Annotated in this window: 14 protein-coding genes; 6 read left to right on the top strand and 8 right to left on the bottom strand. The window is 71.7% G+C overall.

Features of this window, described 5'->3' with window-relative positions:
- Position 1: 1 nt before the first annotated feature.
- Both QEZ54_RS17020 and QEZ54_RS17015 read right to left on the bottom strand, forming a co-directional pair.
- A complete protein-coding gene (locus QEZ54_RS17020; RefSeq protein WP_281305592.1) occupies positions 2–562 on the bottom strand; it encodes a response regulator in 561 nt (186 codons plus the stop codon).
- Positions 559–4869, bottom strand: coding sequence for a HAMP domain-containing protein (locus QEZ54_RS17015; protein ID WP_281305683.1), 4311 nt, complete (start codon positions 4867–4869; stop codon positions 559–561). Before QEZ54_RS17015 ends, QEZ54_RS17020 begins: the two co-directional genes overlap by 4 nt.
- A gap of 157 nt (positions 4870–5026) precedes the next feature.
- Between QEZ54_RS17015 and QEZ54_RS17010 the strand changes: the two genes are divergently transcribed.
- A complete protein-coding gene (locus QEZ54_RS17010; protein ID WP_281305591.1) occupies positions 5027–6622 on the top strand; it encodes a SpoIIE family protein phosphatase in 1596 nt (531 codons plus the stop codon).
- On the opposite strand, the gene QEZ54_RS17005 is transcribed toward QEZ54_RS17010, so the two are convergent.
- Complete coding sequence (locus QEZ54_RS17005; protein WP_281305590.1) at positions 6623–7378, bottom strand: ATP-binding protein; 756 nt, start codon at positions 7376–7378, stop codon at positions 6623–6625. It lies immediately after the preceding gene.
- A 141-nt stretch (positions 7379–7519) separates the two neighbouring features.
- Positions 7520–7759: a hypothetical protein gene (locus QEZ54_RS17000; RefSeq protein WP_281305589.1), complete on the bottom strand. Its 240-nt coding sequence runs from the start codon at positions 7757–7759 to the stop codon at positions 7520–7522.
- A 120-nt stretch (positions 7760–7879) separates the two neighbouring features.
- Here QEZ54_RS17000 and QEZ54_RS16995 point away from each other — a divergent pair, with 120 nt between their 5' ends.
- Positions 7880–8275, top strand: a complete 396-nt coding sequence (locus tag QEZ54_RS16995) for a hemerythrin domain-containing protein (protein WP_281305588.1) — start codon at positions 7880–7882, stop codon at positions 8273–8275.
- 66 nt (positions 8276–8341) lie between these two features.
- On the opposite strand, the gene QEZ54_RS16990 is transcribed toward QEZ54_RS16995, so the two are convergent.
- On the bottom strand, positions 8342–8665 hold the full coding sequence (locus QEZ54_RS16990; RefSeq protein WP_281305587.1) for a plasmid stabilization protein: 324 nt from the start codon (positions 8663–8665) through the stop codon (positions 8342–8344).
- 166 nt (positions 8666–8831) lie between these two features.
- Between QEZ54_RS16990 and QEZ54_RS16985 the strand changes: the two genes are divergently transcribed.
- Together QEZ54_RS16985 and QEZ54_RS16980 are read left to right on the top strand one after the other, a co-directional pair.
- Positions 8832–10616: a GH25 family lysozyme gene (locus tag QEZ54_RS16985; protein ID WP_281305586.1), complete on the top strand. Its 1785-nt coding sequence runs from the start codon at positions 8832–8834 to the stop codon at positions 10614–10616.
- Between the two features lie 102 nt (positions 10617–10718).
- Complete coding sequence (locus QEZ54_RS16980; protein ID WP_281305585.1) at positions 10719–11990, top strand: arginine deiminase; 1272 nt, start codon at positions 10719–10721, stop codon at positions 11988–11990.
- Here the strand turns inward: QEZ54_RS16980 and QEZ54_RS16975 are convergent.
- A complete protein-coding gene (locus QEZ54_RS16975) occupies positions 11987–12376 on the bottom strand; it encodes a DUF1992 domain-containing protein (protein WP_281305584.1) in 390 nt (129 codons plus the stop codon). The two genes, QEZ54_RS16980 and QEZ54_RS16975, sit on opposite strands and share 4 nt — an antisense overlap.
- A gap of 254 nt (positions 12377–12630) precedes the next feature.
- On the opposite strand from QEZ54_RS16975, the gene thrS reads away from it, so the two are divergent.
- Positions 12631–13860, top strand: coding sequence for a threonine--tRNA ligase (gene thrS, locus QEZ54_RS16970; protein WP_281305682.1), 1230 nt, complete (start codon positions 12631–12633; stop codon positions 13858–13860).
- Between the two features lie 79 nt (positions 13861–13939).
- On the opposite strand, the gene QEZ54_RS16965 is transcribed toward thrS, so the two are convergent.
- Together QEZ54_RS16965 and QEZ54_RS16960 are read right to left on the bottom strand one after the other, a co-directional pair.
- On the bottom strand, positions 13940–14281 hold the full coding sequence (locus QEZ54_RS16965; RefSeq protein ID WP_281305583.1) for a transcriptional regulator: 342 nt from the start codon (positions 14279–14281) through the stop codon (positions 13940–13942).
- A complete protein-coding gene (locus QEZ54_RS16960; RefSeq protein WP_281305582.1) occupies positions 14278–15012 on the bottom strand; it encodes a hypothetical protein in 735 nt (244 codons plus the stop codon). Before QEZ54_RS16960 ends, QEZ54_RS16965 begins: the two co-directional genes overlap by 4 nt.
- 428 nt (positions 15013–15440) lie before the next feature.
- On the opposite strand from QEZ54_RS16960, the gene QEZ54_RS16955 reads away from it, so the two are divergent.
- Positions 15441–15923 carry a hypothetical protein gene (locus tag QEZ54_RS16955; RefSeq protein WP_281305581.1) on the top strand — a complete coding sequence of 161 codons (483 nt, stop codon included), beginning with the start codon at positions 15441–15443 and terminating at the stop codon, positions 15921–15923.
- Positions 15924–16129: the final 206 nt, after the last annotated feature.

Genomic DNA, 16129 nt, shown 5'->3' with positions numbered 1-16129 from the left:
CTCAGGCCGCCGAGGCCGCCTCCCGGGGCACGGCGGGCAGCGCGGCCAGCAGCGCCGCGCGGGCCTGCTCGGACTGGCCGGGCTCGGCCAGCAGCCGCACCGCCTCGTGCGCGGCCGCCGACAGCCTGCTCCACTGCGCCGCCTGCTGGCGCAGCTGCTGGTTCTTGGCCCACAGGTCGGCGAAGATGGCGACCTTCGCCCGCAGCACCCACGGGTCGAACGGCTTGGTCAGGTAGTCCACCGCCCCGGCGGCGTAGCCGCGCAGCGCCAGGCGCGCGTCGCCGTCGGCGGCGGTGAGGAAGATGATCGGGATGTGCCGGGTGCGTTCGCGCCGCTTGACGTGCCCGGCGGTCTCGAACCCGTCCATGCCGGGCATGTACGCGTCCATAAGGATCACCGCGAAGTCGTCGATGAGCAGCCGTTTGAGCGCGGCCTCACCGCTGCTGACGGCGACCGGGTCCACCGGCAGCCCCTGCAGCATCGCCTCCAGCGCCACCAGGTTGTCGGCACGGTCGTCGACCAGCAGCACCTTGGCCGTGCCGGTCGCGGTCGGCTGGCTCATGCCTGCTCCTCACGGGTGATCCAGGCCGACATGAGCCGCAGCAGCTCATCCAGGTCGACCGGTTTGGTGATGTAGTCGCTGGCCCCGGCGGCCAGCGCGAACTCCCGGTCGCCGGGCATCGCCTTGGCGGTCAGGAACACCACCGGCAGGTCGGCCAGGTGCGGGTTGCGCCGGATGATGCGGGTGGTCTCGTAGCCGTCCTGCTCGGGCATCATCGCGTCCATCAGCACGATGTCGATGTCGGGATGCTCGGCCAGGAGTCTGATGCCGTCGTTGCCGTTGTCGGCGTACAGCACCCGCATGCCGTGCTGCTCCAGGGCGCTGGCCAGCGCGAACACGTTTCGCACGTCGTCGTCGACGATGAGCACGGTGGCGTCGCCCAGCGGCAGGGCCACCTCGTCGGCGACCAGCTCGCTGGCGGGGCGGCCGATGATCGGGCGGCCCACCGGCGCCGCCGCGGGCGGGATCGGCGCGGGCGGGGCGAGCACGGCCGGGGCGCCGGTGAGCATGCCCGGCAGGTACAGGGCGAAGGTCGAGCCCTCCCCCGGCACCGACGTCACGGTGATGGTGCCGCCGAGCAGGCGCGACAGCTCCCGGCTGATCGACAGGCCCAGGCCGGTGCCGCCGTACTTGCGGCTGGTGGTGCCGTCGGCCTGCTGGAACTCGTCGAAGATCAGGGCCAGCTTGCTGGCGGAGATGCCGATGCCGGTGTCGCGTACGGCGAACATCACCACCTCGCCCGCCTGGCGCAGCGACGCCTCCTCGAACACCAGGTCGGCCGGTGCCGGTCCGATCTCCAGGGTGACCAGGCCGCTCTCGGTGAATTTGACCGCGTTGGAGAGCAGGTTGCGCAGGATCTGCTGCAGCCGCTGCGCGTCGGTGATCATGCCGGCGGGCAGCACCTCGGCCAGGCGCACCTCCAGGGTCAGGCCCTTGTCCTCGGCCTGCGGCCGGAACGCCTGCTCCACGTACTCGCAGACCTCGCGGAAGCGCACCTCGCCGGGCTGCACGTCCATCCGGCCTGCTTCGATCTTGGACAGGTCCAGGATGTCGTCGATCAGGGCGAGCAGGTCCGACCCGGCACTGTGGATGGTCCGGGCGAACTCGATCTGCTTGGCGTGCAGGTTGTTCTCGGTGTTGTCGGCCAGCAGCCGCGACAGCAGCAGCAGCGAGTTCAGCGGCGTACGCAGCTCGTGCGACATGTTCGCCAGGAACTCCGACTTGTACTGCGAGGCCGCCGACAGCTGCCGGGCCTTGTCCTCCAGACCCAGCCGGGCCAGCTCGATCTCCCGGTTCTTGATCTCGATGTTGCGGTTCTGCTCCGACAGCTGCGCCGCCTTCTCCTCCAGCTCGTTGTTGGTGCGCTGGAGCTCCACCGACCGGTCGCGCAGCTCCTGGGCCAGCCGCTGCGACTGGGCCAGCAGCTCCTCGGTGCGCCGGTTGGCCAGGATGGTGTTGAGCGCGATGCCCAGCGTGCCGGCCAGCCGCTCCAGGAAGTCCAGGTGCAGCTCGGAGAAGGCGGTGACGCTGCCGAACTCGATCACGCCCAGCGACTCGCCCTCGAACGCGATCGGCAGCACGATCAGGTCGGCCACGGCGGTCTCGGCGATGCCGGATCTGACCGTCAGCGTGGTCTTGCCCGCCCCGGCGCGGATGGCCCGGCGGTCCAGCGCCGCCTGCCCGACCAGCCCCTCACCGGGGGCGTAGCCGGAGGCCGCACCCTCGGTGGAGTAGCCGTACGCGGCGGCGAGCTGGAGCTGGGACACGTCCCCGTCCAGTACGGACAGGAAGAACGCGCCGAGCTGCGCGTCGATCAGCGGCGTGACCTCGGACATGATCATGCGGCAGACCTGCTCCAGGTCCCGCTGGCCCTGCAGCAGCTCACCGGCGCGGGCCAGGTTGGAGTCCAGCCAGCCCTGCTCGGCGTTCTTCTTGGTGGTGTCGCGCAGGGCGACGATCATCTGGTTGACGTTGTCCTTGAGCTCGGCGACCTCGCCCTGCGCCTCGACGGTGATGCGCTGGGTCATGTCGCCCCGGGTCACCGCGGTCGACACGGTCGCGATGGCGCGCAGCTGGTTGGTCAGGGTCGAGGCGAGCTGGTTGACGTTCTCGGTGAGGTGGCGCCAGGTGCCGGAGACGCCGCGCACCTGCGCCTGGCCGCCGAGCTTGCCCTCCGAGCCGACCTCGCGGGCGACACGGGTGACCTCGTCGGCGAACGAGGAGAGCTGGTCCACCATCGTGTTGACGGTGTTCTTCAGCTCCAGGATCTCGCCGTGCGCGTCGACGGTGATCTTCTGGGACAGGTCGCCCCGGGCCACCGCCGTGGTCACCTGGGCGATGTTGCGGACCTGGCCGGTCAGGTTCGACGCCATGAAGTTCACGTTGTCGGTCAGGTCCCGCCATGTACCCGCGACACCCCGGACCTGCGCCTGACCGCCGAGCTTGCCCTCGGTGCCGACCTCGCGGGCGACACGGGTGACCTCGTCGGCGAACGACGACAGCTGGTCCACCATCGTGTTCACGGTCGACTTCAGCTCCAGGATCTCGCCCTGGGCGTCGACGGTGATCTTCTGGGACAGGTCGCCCCGGGCCACCGCCGTGGCGACCTGGGCGATGTTGCGGACCTGCCCGGTCAGGTTCGACGCCATGAAGTTCACGTTGTCGGTCAGGTCCCGCCACGTACCGGCCACACCCCGGACCTGGGCCTGACCGCCGAGCTTGCCCTCGGTGCCGACCTCACGCGCCACCCGCGTCACCTCGTCGGCGAACGACGACAGCTGGTCCACCATCGTGTTGACCGTCGACTTCAGCTCCAGGATCTCGCCCCGCGCATCGACCGTGATCTTCTGCGACAGGTCGCCCTGCGCCACCGCCGTGGTCACCTGCGCGATGTTGCGGACCTGCGCGGTCAGGTTGCCCGCCAGCTGGTTCACGTTCTCCGTCAGGCCGCGCCAGGTACCGGACACCCCCGCCACCTGCGCCTGACCACCGAGCTTGCCCTCCGAACCGACCTCACGCGCCACGCGCGTCACCTCGTCGGCGAACGACGACAGCTGGTCCACCATCGTGTTGACGGTCGACTTCAGCTCCAGGATCTCGCCCCGCGCATCGACCGTGATCTTCTGCGACAGGTCGCCCTGCGCCACCGCCGTGGTCACCTGCGCGATGTTGCGGACCTGCGCGGTCAGGTTGCCCGCCAGCTGGTTCACGTTCTCCGTCAGGTCCCGCCAGGTACCGGACACCCCCGCCACCTGCGCCTGACCACCGAGCTTGCCCTCCGAACCGACCTCACGCGCCACGCGCGTCACCTCGTCGGCGAACGACGACAGCTGGTCCACCATCGTGTTGACGACGTCCTTGAGCTCCAGGATCTCGCCCTGCGCGGCCACGGCGATCTTCTGCGACAGGTCGCCCCGGGCCACCGCCGTGGCGACCTGGGAGATGTTGCGGACCTGCGCGGTCAGGTTGGACGCCATGTAGTTGACCGCGTCGGTGAGGTCCTTCCAGGTGCCGGCCACGTTGGGCACCTCGGCCTGGCCGCCGAGCTTGCCCTCGGTGCCGACCTCGCGCGCCACCCGGGTCACCTGCTCGGCGAAGACGCGCAGCGTGTCGGTGAGCGAGTTGATGGTGTCGGCCAGGTCGGCGACCTCGCCGCGCGCCGAGATGGCGATCTTCTGGGACAGGTCGCCCTGCGCGATCGCGGTGGTCACCTGCGAGATCGAGCGCACCTGGGCGGTCAGGTTCGACGCCATGAAGTTCACGTTGTCGGTCAGGTCGCGCCAGGTGCCCGAGACGCCGCGCACGTCGGCCTGGCCGCCGAGCTTGCCCTCGGTGCCGACCTCGCGCGCCACGCGGGTCACCTCGTCGGCGAACGACGACAGCTGGTCGACCATCCGGTTCACGGTGCGGCCGATGGTGAGGAACTCGCCGCGCAGCGGCCGCCCGTCGATGTCCAGACGCATGTGCTGCGACAGGTCGCCCTCGGCCACCGCCACGATCACGCGGGCGATCTCGGCCGTCGGGCGGCCCAGGTCGTCGATGAGGTTGTTGACCGCCTTGATGCCCTCGGCCCAGGCGCCCTCGTACGCCTCCTCGTCCAGGCGCTCGGTGACCCGGCCCTCCCGGCCGACGACCCGGGAGATGCGCATCAGTTCCCGGTTGCGCTGCTCCTGCAGCGCGATGACCTCGTTGAACGCGTCGGCGACCTCACCCACCACGCCGGAACGGCGCGGCAGGCGCGTCTTGAAGTCGCCCGTACGCATCGCGTGCAGGGCCGCGGCGACCTCGTGCCACTGGGCCTCGTCCACCCGCTCCCGCTGCACAGTCGCTCCTGCCACCTGCCGACCTCCTCCGTCACCGGCGGCAGCACCCGCCGCCGTGTCGCAAGCCCTATCATCGTCCGTCCGCCGACGCGGCGCGAGCCGCGGGCTGGCAGGACAGGGCCGTTCGGCGGAGACTACTAACGTGCCGAACCCGCGCGCGGCCGCCGCGCCACAGCCCGACGTGCCAACCGCATCGACCGACCTCTCCGCCGTCGACGCCCTGCTGCGTGTCCAGATCGAGCTGGACGAGGCGGGCGGGCTCACCGGATTCGCCACCAGCCTCGCCGAGACGCTGACCCGGCTCACCGGCGCCGACGGCTGCCGGATCACGGCCGACCAGGGCGACGGGCGCGGCGCGCACCGGCTGGCCGCCACCGGCCGGCCCGGGTCGGCCCGCTCGCTGTACCAGCGGGTGCCCGTGAGCCGCCCGTGGAGCGCCGAGCTGCTGCTCAGCGCAGCGGACGAGCCCGGCAACCGGACCCTGGCGCTGCTGGCGGCCCAGCGGCTGGGCATGGCGCTGGAGCACCTGCGGCTGCGCGACACCGACGTACGGCACCGGACCTGGCTGACGTTCCTGTCCGAGGCGAGCGAGCTGCTGGCCCAGTCGCTGGACCTGTCGCTGACGCTCGCGCTCATTCCGCGCCTGGTGGTGCCGCGCCTGGGCACCTGGTGCACGCTGCACCGGGTGTCGGGCAAGCGGCTGGAGCCGGCCGCCGCCGCGCACGCCGACGAGGAGCGCAGCGACTGGCTGGAGGCGGCCGCAGCCGAGCTGACCCACCTGCTCCAGGCCCCGGCCGTCAACGCCACCATACGGGCCGGGCAGCACGTGCCGCTGCCCTCACCGCTGGCCGGGCTGGCGGTGCCGCTGTTCGCGCGCGGCCAGTGGCTGGGGGTGCTCGGGATCGGGCGCGATCCGGATGCCACGCGCGACCCGGACGAGACCACCATCGCCGAGGAGCTGGCCCGGCGCTGCGCGCTGGCGCTGGACAACGCCGCGATCCACGCCGAGCGGCAGGCGGTGGCCCATACGCTGCAGCAGGCGCTGCTGCCGACGCGGCTGCCGGTGATCCCGGGCCTGGGCCTGGGCGCGGAGTACGTGCCGGCCGGGCGCGGGGCCGAGGTCGGCGGCGACCTGTACGACATCATGCCGATGCCCGACGGCCGCTGGCTGGTGGTCATGGGCGACGTCTCCGGCAAGGGCGTGCCCGCGGCGGCCGCGACCGGGCTGGTCCGCGAGGTGCTGCGGCTGCTGGTGCGCGAGGGGCGCCCGCTGGAGTCGGTGCTGGCGACGCTGAACACGACGCTGAGCGAGCGCTCCGAGCGCTACTGCACGCTGGCCCTGGCCGCCTTCGACGTACCGGACCGCGACGGCGCGGTGCCGGTGACGCTGTACCTGGCCGGGCACGACCGGCCGCTGCTGCTGCACGCCGACGGCGCGGTGGAGCAGACCGGCGACTGGGGCACCGCGCTGGGCCTGATCAGCCCGGTGACCTGCCAGCCCACCCTGCTGATGCTGCGGCCCGGGGAGACGCTGGTGTTCTTCACCGACGGGGTCACCGAGCGGCGCAGCGGCACCGAGTTCTTCGGCGCGCGGCGGCTGGCGCAGCGGCTGACGTACCTGGCGGGGCATCCGGCGGACGTGATCGCGACCCGGCTGCGCACGGCGGCGCTGGAGTTCTCCGGCGAACCGGCCCGAGACGACATGGCGATCATGGCGATCCGCAACGACGCGGTGTGACTACCCGGCCGTACGCGGCACCGTCGCCCAGACGACCTTGCCGCCGTCGACCGGGATGATCCCCCAGCCCGAGGCCAGCACGTCCACCAGCAGCAGCCCGCGGCTGTCGGCGGAGCGCCGCAGCGGCGGCGGCGGAAGCGCCGGGTCATGGTCGTGCACGGCCAGGTGCACGTGCTGCGGGCCGTCGCGCAGTTCGAGGGTGAAGTCGGTGCGGGCGTGGCGCACCGCGTTGGAGACCAGCTCGCTGCAGATCTGACGCAGCACCAGGTGCGCCGGGTGGGGCACGTCCCAGAGCGCGCAGCCGTCGGCGAGCATGTCGCGGGCCTCGGCGGGGGCCTGCGGATCCGGGCTGAGGCCCAGCACCCGCAGCCGGCCGGGCGTGCGCGCGTTCGCCTGCCGCAGGGCGTCGTCGCGGTCGGCGCACAGGGTCAGGCCGTCGCGCTCGGGCATGGTGTCCAGGGCGGCGGCCAGGCTGCCGCGCTGGCCGTACAGCAGCAGCCCGCAGCCGGGCCAGGCGGCCGCGTGGCGGGCGGCGTCGAGGAAGGTGGAGACGGTCCCTCCGGCCAGCACCAGCCCGGACAGGTCCACCAGCAGCGCCTGCGGTCGCCGGCTGAGCGCGGTGAGTAGGAAGGCGAGCATCGGCGCCGCCCCGGCCAGCTCGAACTCCCCGTCGAGCCGGGCGGTGGTGACCGGTCCGCCGCCGCGCTCCTGGGCGCAGCGCAGCCGGCCCTCCTCGAGGCCTGTCCGCTCCCGCATGGCTACCCGCTCCGCGTCGTCCCCCGACCCGCGGTCCCGCACGGGCCTGCCCTGGCCGCATTCGACGGCTGCTGTCCGCACGTGCTCGGCGGACTCTCCTCCTGCGGATTCCCGGACAGACCGGCGGGTAAACCGGGCGGATCATTCCTCCGGGTCGACGATCGACTGGAAGCGGTAGATCCACGGCGGGTCGCCCAGTGGATTGGCCTCAAGCAGGTAGACGGCCTCCCACGGGACCTCGGCGCGGAGCGGGTCGCCCGGCTCGTAGCCGCTGGGGAGCAGGATGGAGAAGGTGGTGGGCGGGTCGGCGGCCGACTCGACCTCGATCTCGCGGGTCACCTCGGCGGCGCCGTGCACGAACTTCGCTGCGATCCTGTCCACCCGTCCAGCGTGCCCTCCACTGCGGACGAACCGGGTGCAGATCGATGAAACCGCACGTGTCGGACGGTGCCTAGGCGGGTAATCCAGCACGGAGAGCCGCCCACCGAAGGGACCTCCGCCATGTCCGATCCGAACCCGCCCCCCGACGTGGTCGACCACCTGCGCAGCCAGCACCAGCAGATCAGTGCGGTGCTGGCGCAGCTGCGCTCGGCGCCCACCATCGCCCGGGGCGAGCTGTTCGAGCAGCTGGTGAGCTATCTGACGGTGCACGAGCAGGCGGAGCGGCAGGTCGTGGCGCCGTACCTGGACTGTCAGGTGCCGCTGGTGCCGGGCTGGCGGCCGGTGCTGGCCGAGCTGGCCCAGGGCGGGGTGGCCGATCCGGGGTTCCGGCCCCGGCTGGAGGCGCTGTGCGGCACCTTCGCCGAGCACACGGCGTACGTGGAGCGCGAGGAGTTCGCCCGGCTGCGCCGCACCGTCCCGGGCGACCTGCTGCGCCGCCTCGCCGAGCAGCTGTGAGTTGAGAAGGGGCCCTTCTACTACGCATTGCGATAAGAAGGGGCCCTTCCTTGCTCTGCGGGCGGGTCAGGCGACGGCGCGTTCGAGTTGGGCTTTGGTCATCGTCGAGCGGCCCTTGATGTTCTTGCGCTTGGCCTCCTCGTAGAGCTGGTCGCGGGTGCGGCCGCCCTCGCCCTTGTGCGAGCGCAGGCCGCCGCGGCGGCCCGACGAGATGTCGTTGCGCGACAGGGCGCTGGACTCCTTGGCCTCGCCCGCGCGGGCCCGCTCCTTGTTGACCGTCCGGGCGGCGATCTCCTTGGCCACCTTCTCGGACTTGCCGCGCTCCTCGGCGCTGGACTTGATGTGCTCGTACTGGCGTTCCCGCTTGTTGCTCCAGGCACGCTGCGGCATGACCGCCTCCTCTCCTCGCACCTTCACCTGAGCAGGTGCCCGGACCGCGTCCGGATCAAACCCGGACCGGCCGCGAGCAGGCGCAACGCTTCGCGGCGGGCGGCGTTGAGCAGGGCAGGCGCCCGGCGATCATGCGGGCGCCCCCCCGCCTGCCCGAGGAGTCGCCGTGCCGCAGCAGACCCGCACCCACCGCGTGGCGCCGACGCTGGCCGCCGTGACCGCGCTGGCCACCGCCGTGCTCGGGCTGACACTGAGCACCCGGGCGGCGGGCGAGCCGGCCCCCGGCGGCTTGACCGACGGCTGGGCCGGGGCGGGCATGCCGGAGGGGCCCGCCGGGCGGATGCTGCTCGCGGCGCCGGGCGGCTACCCGGTCACCGGCATCGACGTGTCGCACTACCAGCCCGACATCGACTGGAAGAAGGTCGCCGACAAGGGTGCGAAGTTCGCCTACGCGAAGGTGACCGAGGGCACGCACTACGTCGACGACCAGTACCGCAAGAACCTGAGCGGGGCCAAGCGCAACGGGGTGTACTTCGGGGCGTACCACTTCGCCCGGCCCGACCGCAGCGGCGGCCGCACCCAGGCCGACTACTTCCTGGACCGGGCGCAGTACACCAACGACGGGCGGACGCTGCCGCCGATGCTGGACATCGAGTGGCCGTACAAGTGGGACGGCAAGTACGTGGCCGACCACCCGTGCTGGGGCCGGAGCAAGAGCGAGCTGGTCAAGTGGATCCGCGACTTCACCGAGCGGGTACGCGAGCGCACCGGCAGCGCCACGATGATCTACACCAACCCGAACTGGTGGAACCCGTGCACGGGTAGGAGCACCTCGTTCGGGCGGCACTACCTGTTCGTCTCCAGCTACACCGACAAGGTCATGGGGCTGCCGGCGGGCTGGGACCACTGGACCCTGTGGCAGTACGCCAACCACGGCAAGCTGCCCGGCGACCAGAACGTGTTCAACGGCTCGCTGTCGGACCTGGCGGCGCTGGCCAGCAATCCGCTCGGGCCGATGCCGAAGCTGGTGGTCGGCGACTGGGACGGCGACGGGACGATGACCGCGGGCCTGGTCACCCCGGCGGGCGAGCACTGGCGCTGGCGGCTGACCAACCAGCGGGGCACCGCGCCGGTCGCGACCGGCGGCACCGACCCGCTGCTCACCCCGGACCTGGATTTCGAGTACGGCGACGTGGAGAAGGCCCCGATCGTCGGCGACTGGGACGGCAACCGCACCTGGACGCCGGGCACGGTCGACAGCGAGGGCAAGCGGCACGACTACTACCTGGCCAACGGGTTCCGGCCCGGCCCGGCCGACGTGCACGTCGGGTTCGGCGACGTCGAGGACGTGCCGCTGGTCGGCGACTGGGACGGCAACGGCACGTTCACGCCCGGCACCGCCGACGCCGACGGCAAGCGGCACGACTGGAAGTTCACCAACTCGCTGACCGACCCGAAGACCGAGGTGAAGGTGACGGTCGGGGACGCGGGCAAGACGCCGGTCGTGGGCGACTGGGACGGCAACGGGACGTACACCCCGGGCACGGTCGACAACGACGGCGAGCGGCACGACTACTACCTGGTCAACTCGCTGACCGCGACGACCGCCGAGATCCACCTCGGCTTCGGCGGCGTCTACACGGTGCCGCTGGTCGGCGACTGGGACGGCGACCGGAAGTCCACCCCGGGGGTGGTGGACGCCTCCGGCACCACGATGCGCTGGCTGCAGCTGAACAGCCTGGTCGGCGGCGACCTGCCCGACCTGGCCTTCCGGTACGGCGAGACCGGCATCCTGCCCGACCCGCAGCCGTCCCCCTCGCCGTCGGCCAGCACTTCGCCGAGCCCGGCCCCGGTGGGCGACCCGGCGGTGCCGATGAGCCCGCGGCCGATGTCCCCGCCGCCGAGCGCCAAGCCCGGGCTGAACCGCCTGCCGATCGTGCCCAAGGTGTGAGGCTCGGAATTCTGTACCAAATCGCGAAAATCGCTCGTAACCGCACGTTACATTCGGGGCAGCGGCGAGGAGGGCCCGGCCTGCCCTCGAGAGCGAGGCACGATGCGCGGATTCGGGGTCCACTCAGAGGTCGGCACCCTGCGGAAGGTGCTGGTGCACCGCCCTGACCTGGCGCTGCGCCGGCTCACCCCGTCCAACCGGAGCGAGCTGCTCTTCGACGACGTGCTGTGGGTCGAGCAGGCGCAGGCCGAGCACGACCAGTTCGTGGCCGAGCTGCGCGGGCGGGGCGTGGAGGTGTTCCTGCTGCACGACCTGCTCACCGAGGCGCTGGGGCAGCCGGGCGCGCGGCAGTGGGTCATCGAGCACACCGTCAGCCCGTACACGGTGGGGCCGTCGATGGTGGAGGCGGTGCAGCGCGCGCTGGCGAACATGGACGACCGCACCCTGGCCACGCACCTGACCGGCGGGGTGACCCGGGCCGAGTTGATCGAGTTCGCCGACACCGACCTGGCCGGGTCGTCGCTGACCGTGTCGACCACGGTCGACTCGTCGTTCATCCTGCCGCCGCTGCCCAACCACCTGTTCACCCGCGACACCTCCTGCTGGATCTACGACGGGGTGTCGCTGAACCCGATGTTCTGGCCCTCGCGGCAGGCCGAGACGGTCAACCTCGGCACCGTGTACCGGTTCCACCCGATGTTCCGGCAGGCCGGGATCACCTTCTGGTACCCGGACGCGGCCAACGCCGAGGAGCACGACCAGTTCGACATCCAGTCGTTCGGGCGGGCGTCGCTGGAGGGCGGCGACGTGATGCCGGTGGGCAACCGGACCGTGCTGGTCGGCATCAGCGAGCGCACCACCGCGCAGATGGCCGAGATCCTGGCCCGGCGGCTGTTCGAGAAGCAGGCCGCCGACCGGGTGATCGCGGTACGGCTGGCCCGGCAGCGCCAGTTCATGCACCTGGACGTGGTGTTCACGTTCATGGACCGCGACACCGTCACCGTCTACCCGAAGGTCATCGACAGCACCACCGCGTACAGCCTGCGGCCCGGCGACCGGGCCGGCACGCTGGAGGTCACGCCGGAGAAGACGTTCCTTGGCGCGGTCGCCGACGCGATCGGCCTGCCGGAGCGGGACCTGCGCGTGGTGACCACCGGCGGGGACGAGCCGCAGCAGGAGCGCGAGCAGTGGGACTGCGCCAACAACGTGGTGGCGGTGTCGCCGGGCGTGGTCATCGCGTACTCGAAGAACATCAACAGCAACCGCAAGTACCGTGAGGCCGGCATCGAGGTCGTCGAGATCGACGGGTTCGAGGTCGGCAAGGGCCGCGGCGGCGGCCACTGCATGACCTGCCCGCTGCTGCGCGACCCCTAGGCGGTACGGCGCCTGGCCTTCCAGTCGCGTACCACCTCGTCGGCGTCCAGCAGCCGCAGCGTCACCGCGGGCCCGGCCAGCAGGCCGCGGTTGGCCTTGACCACCCGGGTGTTGATCTCGGCGACCATCGCGCGGACCGCCGACTCGCTCAGCTTCTTCGCCACCTTGTCGGGCAGGTCCTCGATGTCGCGGCGCAGCAGCAGGGTCGCCGGCAGCGCCCCGGCCAGGTTCTCCCGGCGGGCCAGGTCGCGCAGCCACCAGTCGTCCGGCAGCACCTCCCCCGCGCCGGGCAGCGGCTTGCCCGCCCCGGGCAGATCGTCGAACTCGCCGCGCTCCTGCGCTTCGCGGATCTGCCGGTCGAGTGCCGACTCGTAGCCAGGACCCATGACGTACCCCCGATCTGCCTGCCGCGAATCTACTCCGCGCGAATGCGGTTGCGCCGCGTCCGGGCCTGCGTATGCTTTCTCCCATGCACAGTCAGCTCAGCACGACGACGCCGGGACACCCCGGCGTGACCGCGTGTTGACCTGCTGAAACCAGTCATCCGTCGGCCCCGGGGCACCCGCCCCGGGGCCGACGTGTCTCCCCGGACGTGTGCCCGCCGACACGTACCCGAGGAGATGCCGCGATGTCCCAGGCACTGGCCGACCACCGCAAGCTCGGCCGCGAACTCGAGCTCTACCACTCCGATCCGCTCGTCGGAGCCGGGCTGCCGATCTGGCTGCCCAACGGCGCCGCCGCCCGCCACGCCATCGAGTCCTACATCCGCGAGGTCGAGCGGCTGGCCGGATACCAGCACGTCTACTCCCCGCCGATGGCCAAACGGGAGATGTACCGAAGGTCGGGGCACCTGGCCAAGTTCGCCGACGACATGTTCCCGGCCCTGGCCGAGGCCGGGCAGCCCGAGGCCGAGCAGCTGATGCTGCGGCCGAGCCTGTGCCCGCACCACGCGATGGTGTTCGGCGCCCGCGGCCGGTCGTACCGGGAGCTGCCGCTGCGCGTGGCCGAGATCGGCGGCATGTACCGCGCCGAGCGCTCCGGCGTCGTCGGCGGGCTGGGCCGGGTCCGGGCGATCTCGCTCAACGACGCGCACGTCTTCTGCGCCCTCGACCAGGTCGGCGACGAGGTCGCCGCGATCCTGTCGATGATCCTGGCGGCACACCGGGCGCTCGGCTTCGCCGCCCACTCGTTCCGGCTGTCACTGCGCGGCCAGGGCCCCGCGTACCTCGGCGCGCCCGCCGACTGGGACCTGGCCGAGGACCTGCTGCGCCAGGCGCTGGTCCGGGCCGGGATCGCGTTCGAGGAGGTGCCGGGCGAGGCGGCGTTCTACGGACCCAAGATCGATATCCAGGTACGGGACATCGCCGGGCGCGAGTGGTCGCTGTCCACCATCCAGGTCGACTTCGCCCAGCCGGAGCGGTTCGACCTGTCCTACGTCGACCGCGACGGTGAGCGGGCCCGGCCGGTGATGGTGCACCGCAGCATCGTGGGCAGCCTGGAGCGGCTGCTGGCGCACCTGATCGAGGTGCACCAGGGCGCGTTCCCGGCCTGGTACGCCCCGGTGCAGCTGGCCGTGGTGCCGATCGGGCCCGACCAGGACGAGGCGGCACGGCGGCTGCGCGACGCCGCGATGCGCGCGGGGCTGCGCGCCGAACTGCTGCTGGACGGGTCGCTGGGCAACCGGATCCGGCTGGGCGCGCAGCGCAAGGTGCCGTACCTGGCGGTGGTCGGGGCGCGGGAGGCCGCGTCGGGCGAGGTGTCGCTGCGCCTGCGCGACGGCCGGGGACTGCCCGCCCGCCCCCTCGCCGAAGCCCTCGACCTGATCGGCGCCGCCGTCGCCGCCCACTCCCCCGACCTCCTCCCCGTCTGAGGACGCGGGGTCCGAGTTGCCGGGCGATCGGGGGTATACGGCGCCGTATACCCCCGATCGCCCGGCAACTCCGCCACGGCTAGGCCGGGTGGGGCAGGTCGGCGGGGGTGGGGTGTTCGAGCTGGTGGATCAGTTGCTTGAGGTGGGTGATCTCGTCGCGCAGGGCGGTCTGGCCGGCGGCGGTGAGGGTGACCCAGGTGCGGGGGCGCTTGCCCTCGTACCCCTTCTCGATCTCGATCAGGCCCGCCTTCTCCAGCACGGTCAGGTGCTGGCCGAGGTTGCCGGCGGTGAGCTGCAGAGTGTCGCGCAGGAAGCCGAACTCGACCTGGCGGGCCTGGTGGGCGACGGCCAGGATGCCCAGGCGGACGCGCTGGTGCACGACGTCGTCCAGGCCGTTGGTGGGATGCCCCCCGGTCGTCACGCCGCCGCCTGCGCGGTCGGCCGGAACCTCGCGAAGACGGCCGCGCCCAGCAGCAGCACCAGGGCCGCCACGAGCAGGTCAGGTAGGAAGTACCACCGCGAGTCCGAGTGGATGATCCGGCTGCCGACGGCCACCACGAGCACCAGATAACCCACGCTGTACGCCAGCAGCGCCCGGTACCGTTCCACCCACGCGAGCACCAGCAGTGCCAACCCGATGACGGCGGTGGGGCTGCCGAGCGCGTTGAGCAGCCACACCTCGGGTCCGGCGTGGACGATCTCGACCTGCGGGGCGGCGAAGGGGTCGGCGGGGACGGGCAGCAGCGGGTAGAGCGTCAGCCAGACCGAGACGGCCGTGGCCAGCACGGCCAGGGCGACGCCGGTGAGCACGTACGGGCGGATCGTGGTGCCGACGCCGCGGCGCCGGGACTGCCTGACGTAGAAGGCCGCGATCAGGGCGTAGGCGAGCAGCAGGGCCACGGTCCAGTACAGCAGCTCGGCCGGGTTCGGCCCGGGGCAGACCACGTGGCCGGGGCGCGACTGGCAGCGGTCGAGCAGGTCGAGGTAGGGGGCGAAGCGGTAGACGGGGATCGCGGCGAGGGTGACCACCGCGAGGACCAGCAGCGGGAACCAGGTGCCCCGCTGGGCGGCCCGGACCTGGCTGGTCAGGTCACGCACGACCGCGAGCAGCTCGCGCGGGGAGTCCGCCTGGGGGACGGATTCGTTTGTCATACAGTCAGCTTTGCATTACAGACCTCTCTCCGCAAGAGATTCGCTGACAGCTCAGCTGACGGCTGACGAAGATTGCCACCAGCGGTCACAACCCTTGCACCCCCCTCCTTGATCGGCGTCAGTGGTCGGAACGGCGACTACACGCCTAGGTTGTTACCTCGGACGGCGATCAAGGACCGGAACCAGCCAGAAGATCGCCACCAGCGGGCAGAATCCTGCACCGCTCATCGGCCGAACCCACATTTCGACCGCAGGTGGCGATCACCGGGCCAGCCGCGCCCAATGATCACGGCTTTGGCGCAGAACACTGCGCACCGGCGCTTCCGCGATTCCCCGCCCGGACGCAAGTCAGCAGGCTGACCGTGCCTGCACGGAACATTTCCAGTTGTACCGACTGAACCGGATGTAATACTCGAAAGGGGTCAGACATGAAGCGCGTCGTCGTCTACGGATGCGCGGTGTGGGCCGCCCTGGTGGCCATCTCGCTGATCCTGCTGCCCGCCGAGGGCAAGCACGAGGCGCTCTACGAGTCGATCAAACTGACCGTCCTCGTCGCCGCGGTACTCGGCTGCACCATCCGCTACCTGTTCCACCGCCCCACGCTGACACCGGTCACGGCGGCGCTGGCCGGAGCCGTCTGGGCGGCCGTCTGCGTGGCACTGGACCTGGTGCTGTACGCCGCCGGGGCGTTCAACATCGGGCTGGACGTCTACTTCGCCGACGTCGCGTCGTCGTACCTGGTGATGCCCGTGATCACCGCGATGGCCGGACACTGGCTCGCCTACCGCACGCCCACGCCGCAGCCCTCGACCCCGCAGTCGGCGGCAACGGCCGTCGTGGAGCCTGCCGCCGACACGAGCACGGACGGCTCCGGCGAGCCGGACCGCTACATCCCGGTCGGCCACTGCTGATCGCAGAGGCACGGCGGCGACGCTGACCCGCCGCCCTCACCGACCGGCGATGGCGTATCCGATCCCGACGAGGACGGGCACCGCCCACCCTGCGGCAGCCACCGCGGTGCCCAGCGCGAAGGGGTGCGGACGGGGCAACCCTCGCCGAGGGCGTTGGAGCGGGTGCAGTTTTGGGGAAAGTGTTGGAATCCTGGCCCGCTTACCTG

The sequence above is a fragment of the Catellatospora sp. KI3 genome, from assembly GCF_029948125.1.
Lineage (GTDB): Bacteria > Actinomycetota > Actinomycetes > Mycobacteriales > Micromonosporaceae > Catellatospora.
The sequence above is the reverse complement of the archived record's forward strand: the minus strand, read 5'-3'. Positions and strand labels throughout refer to the sequence as shown.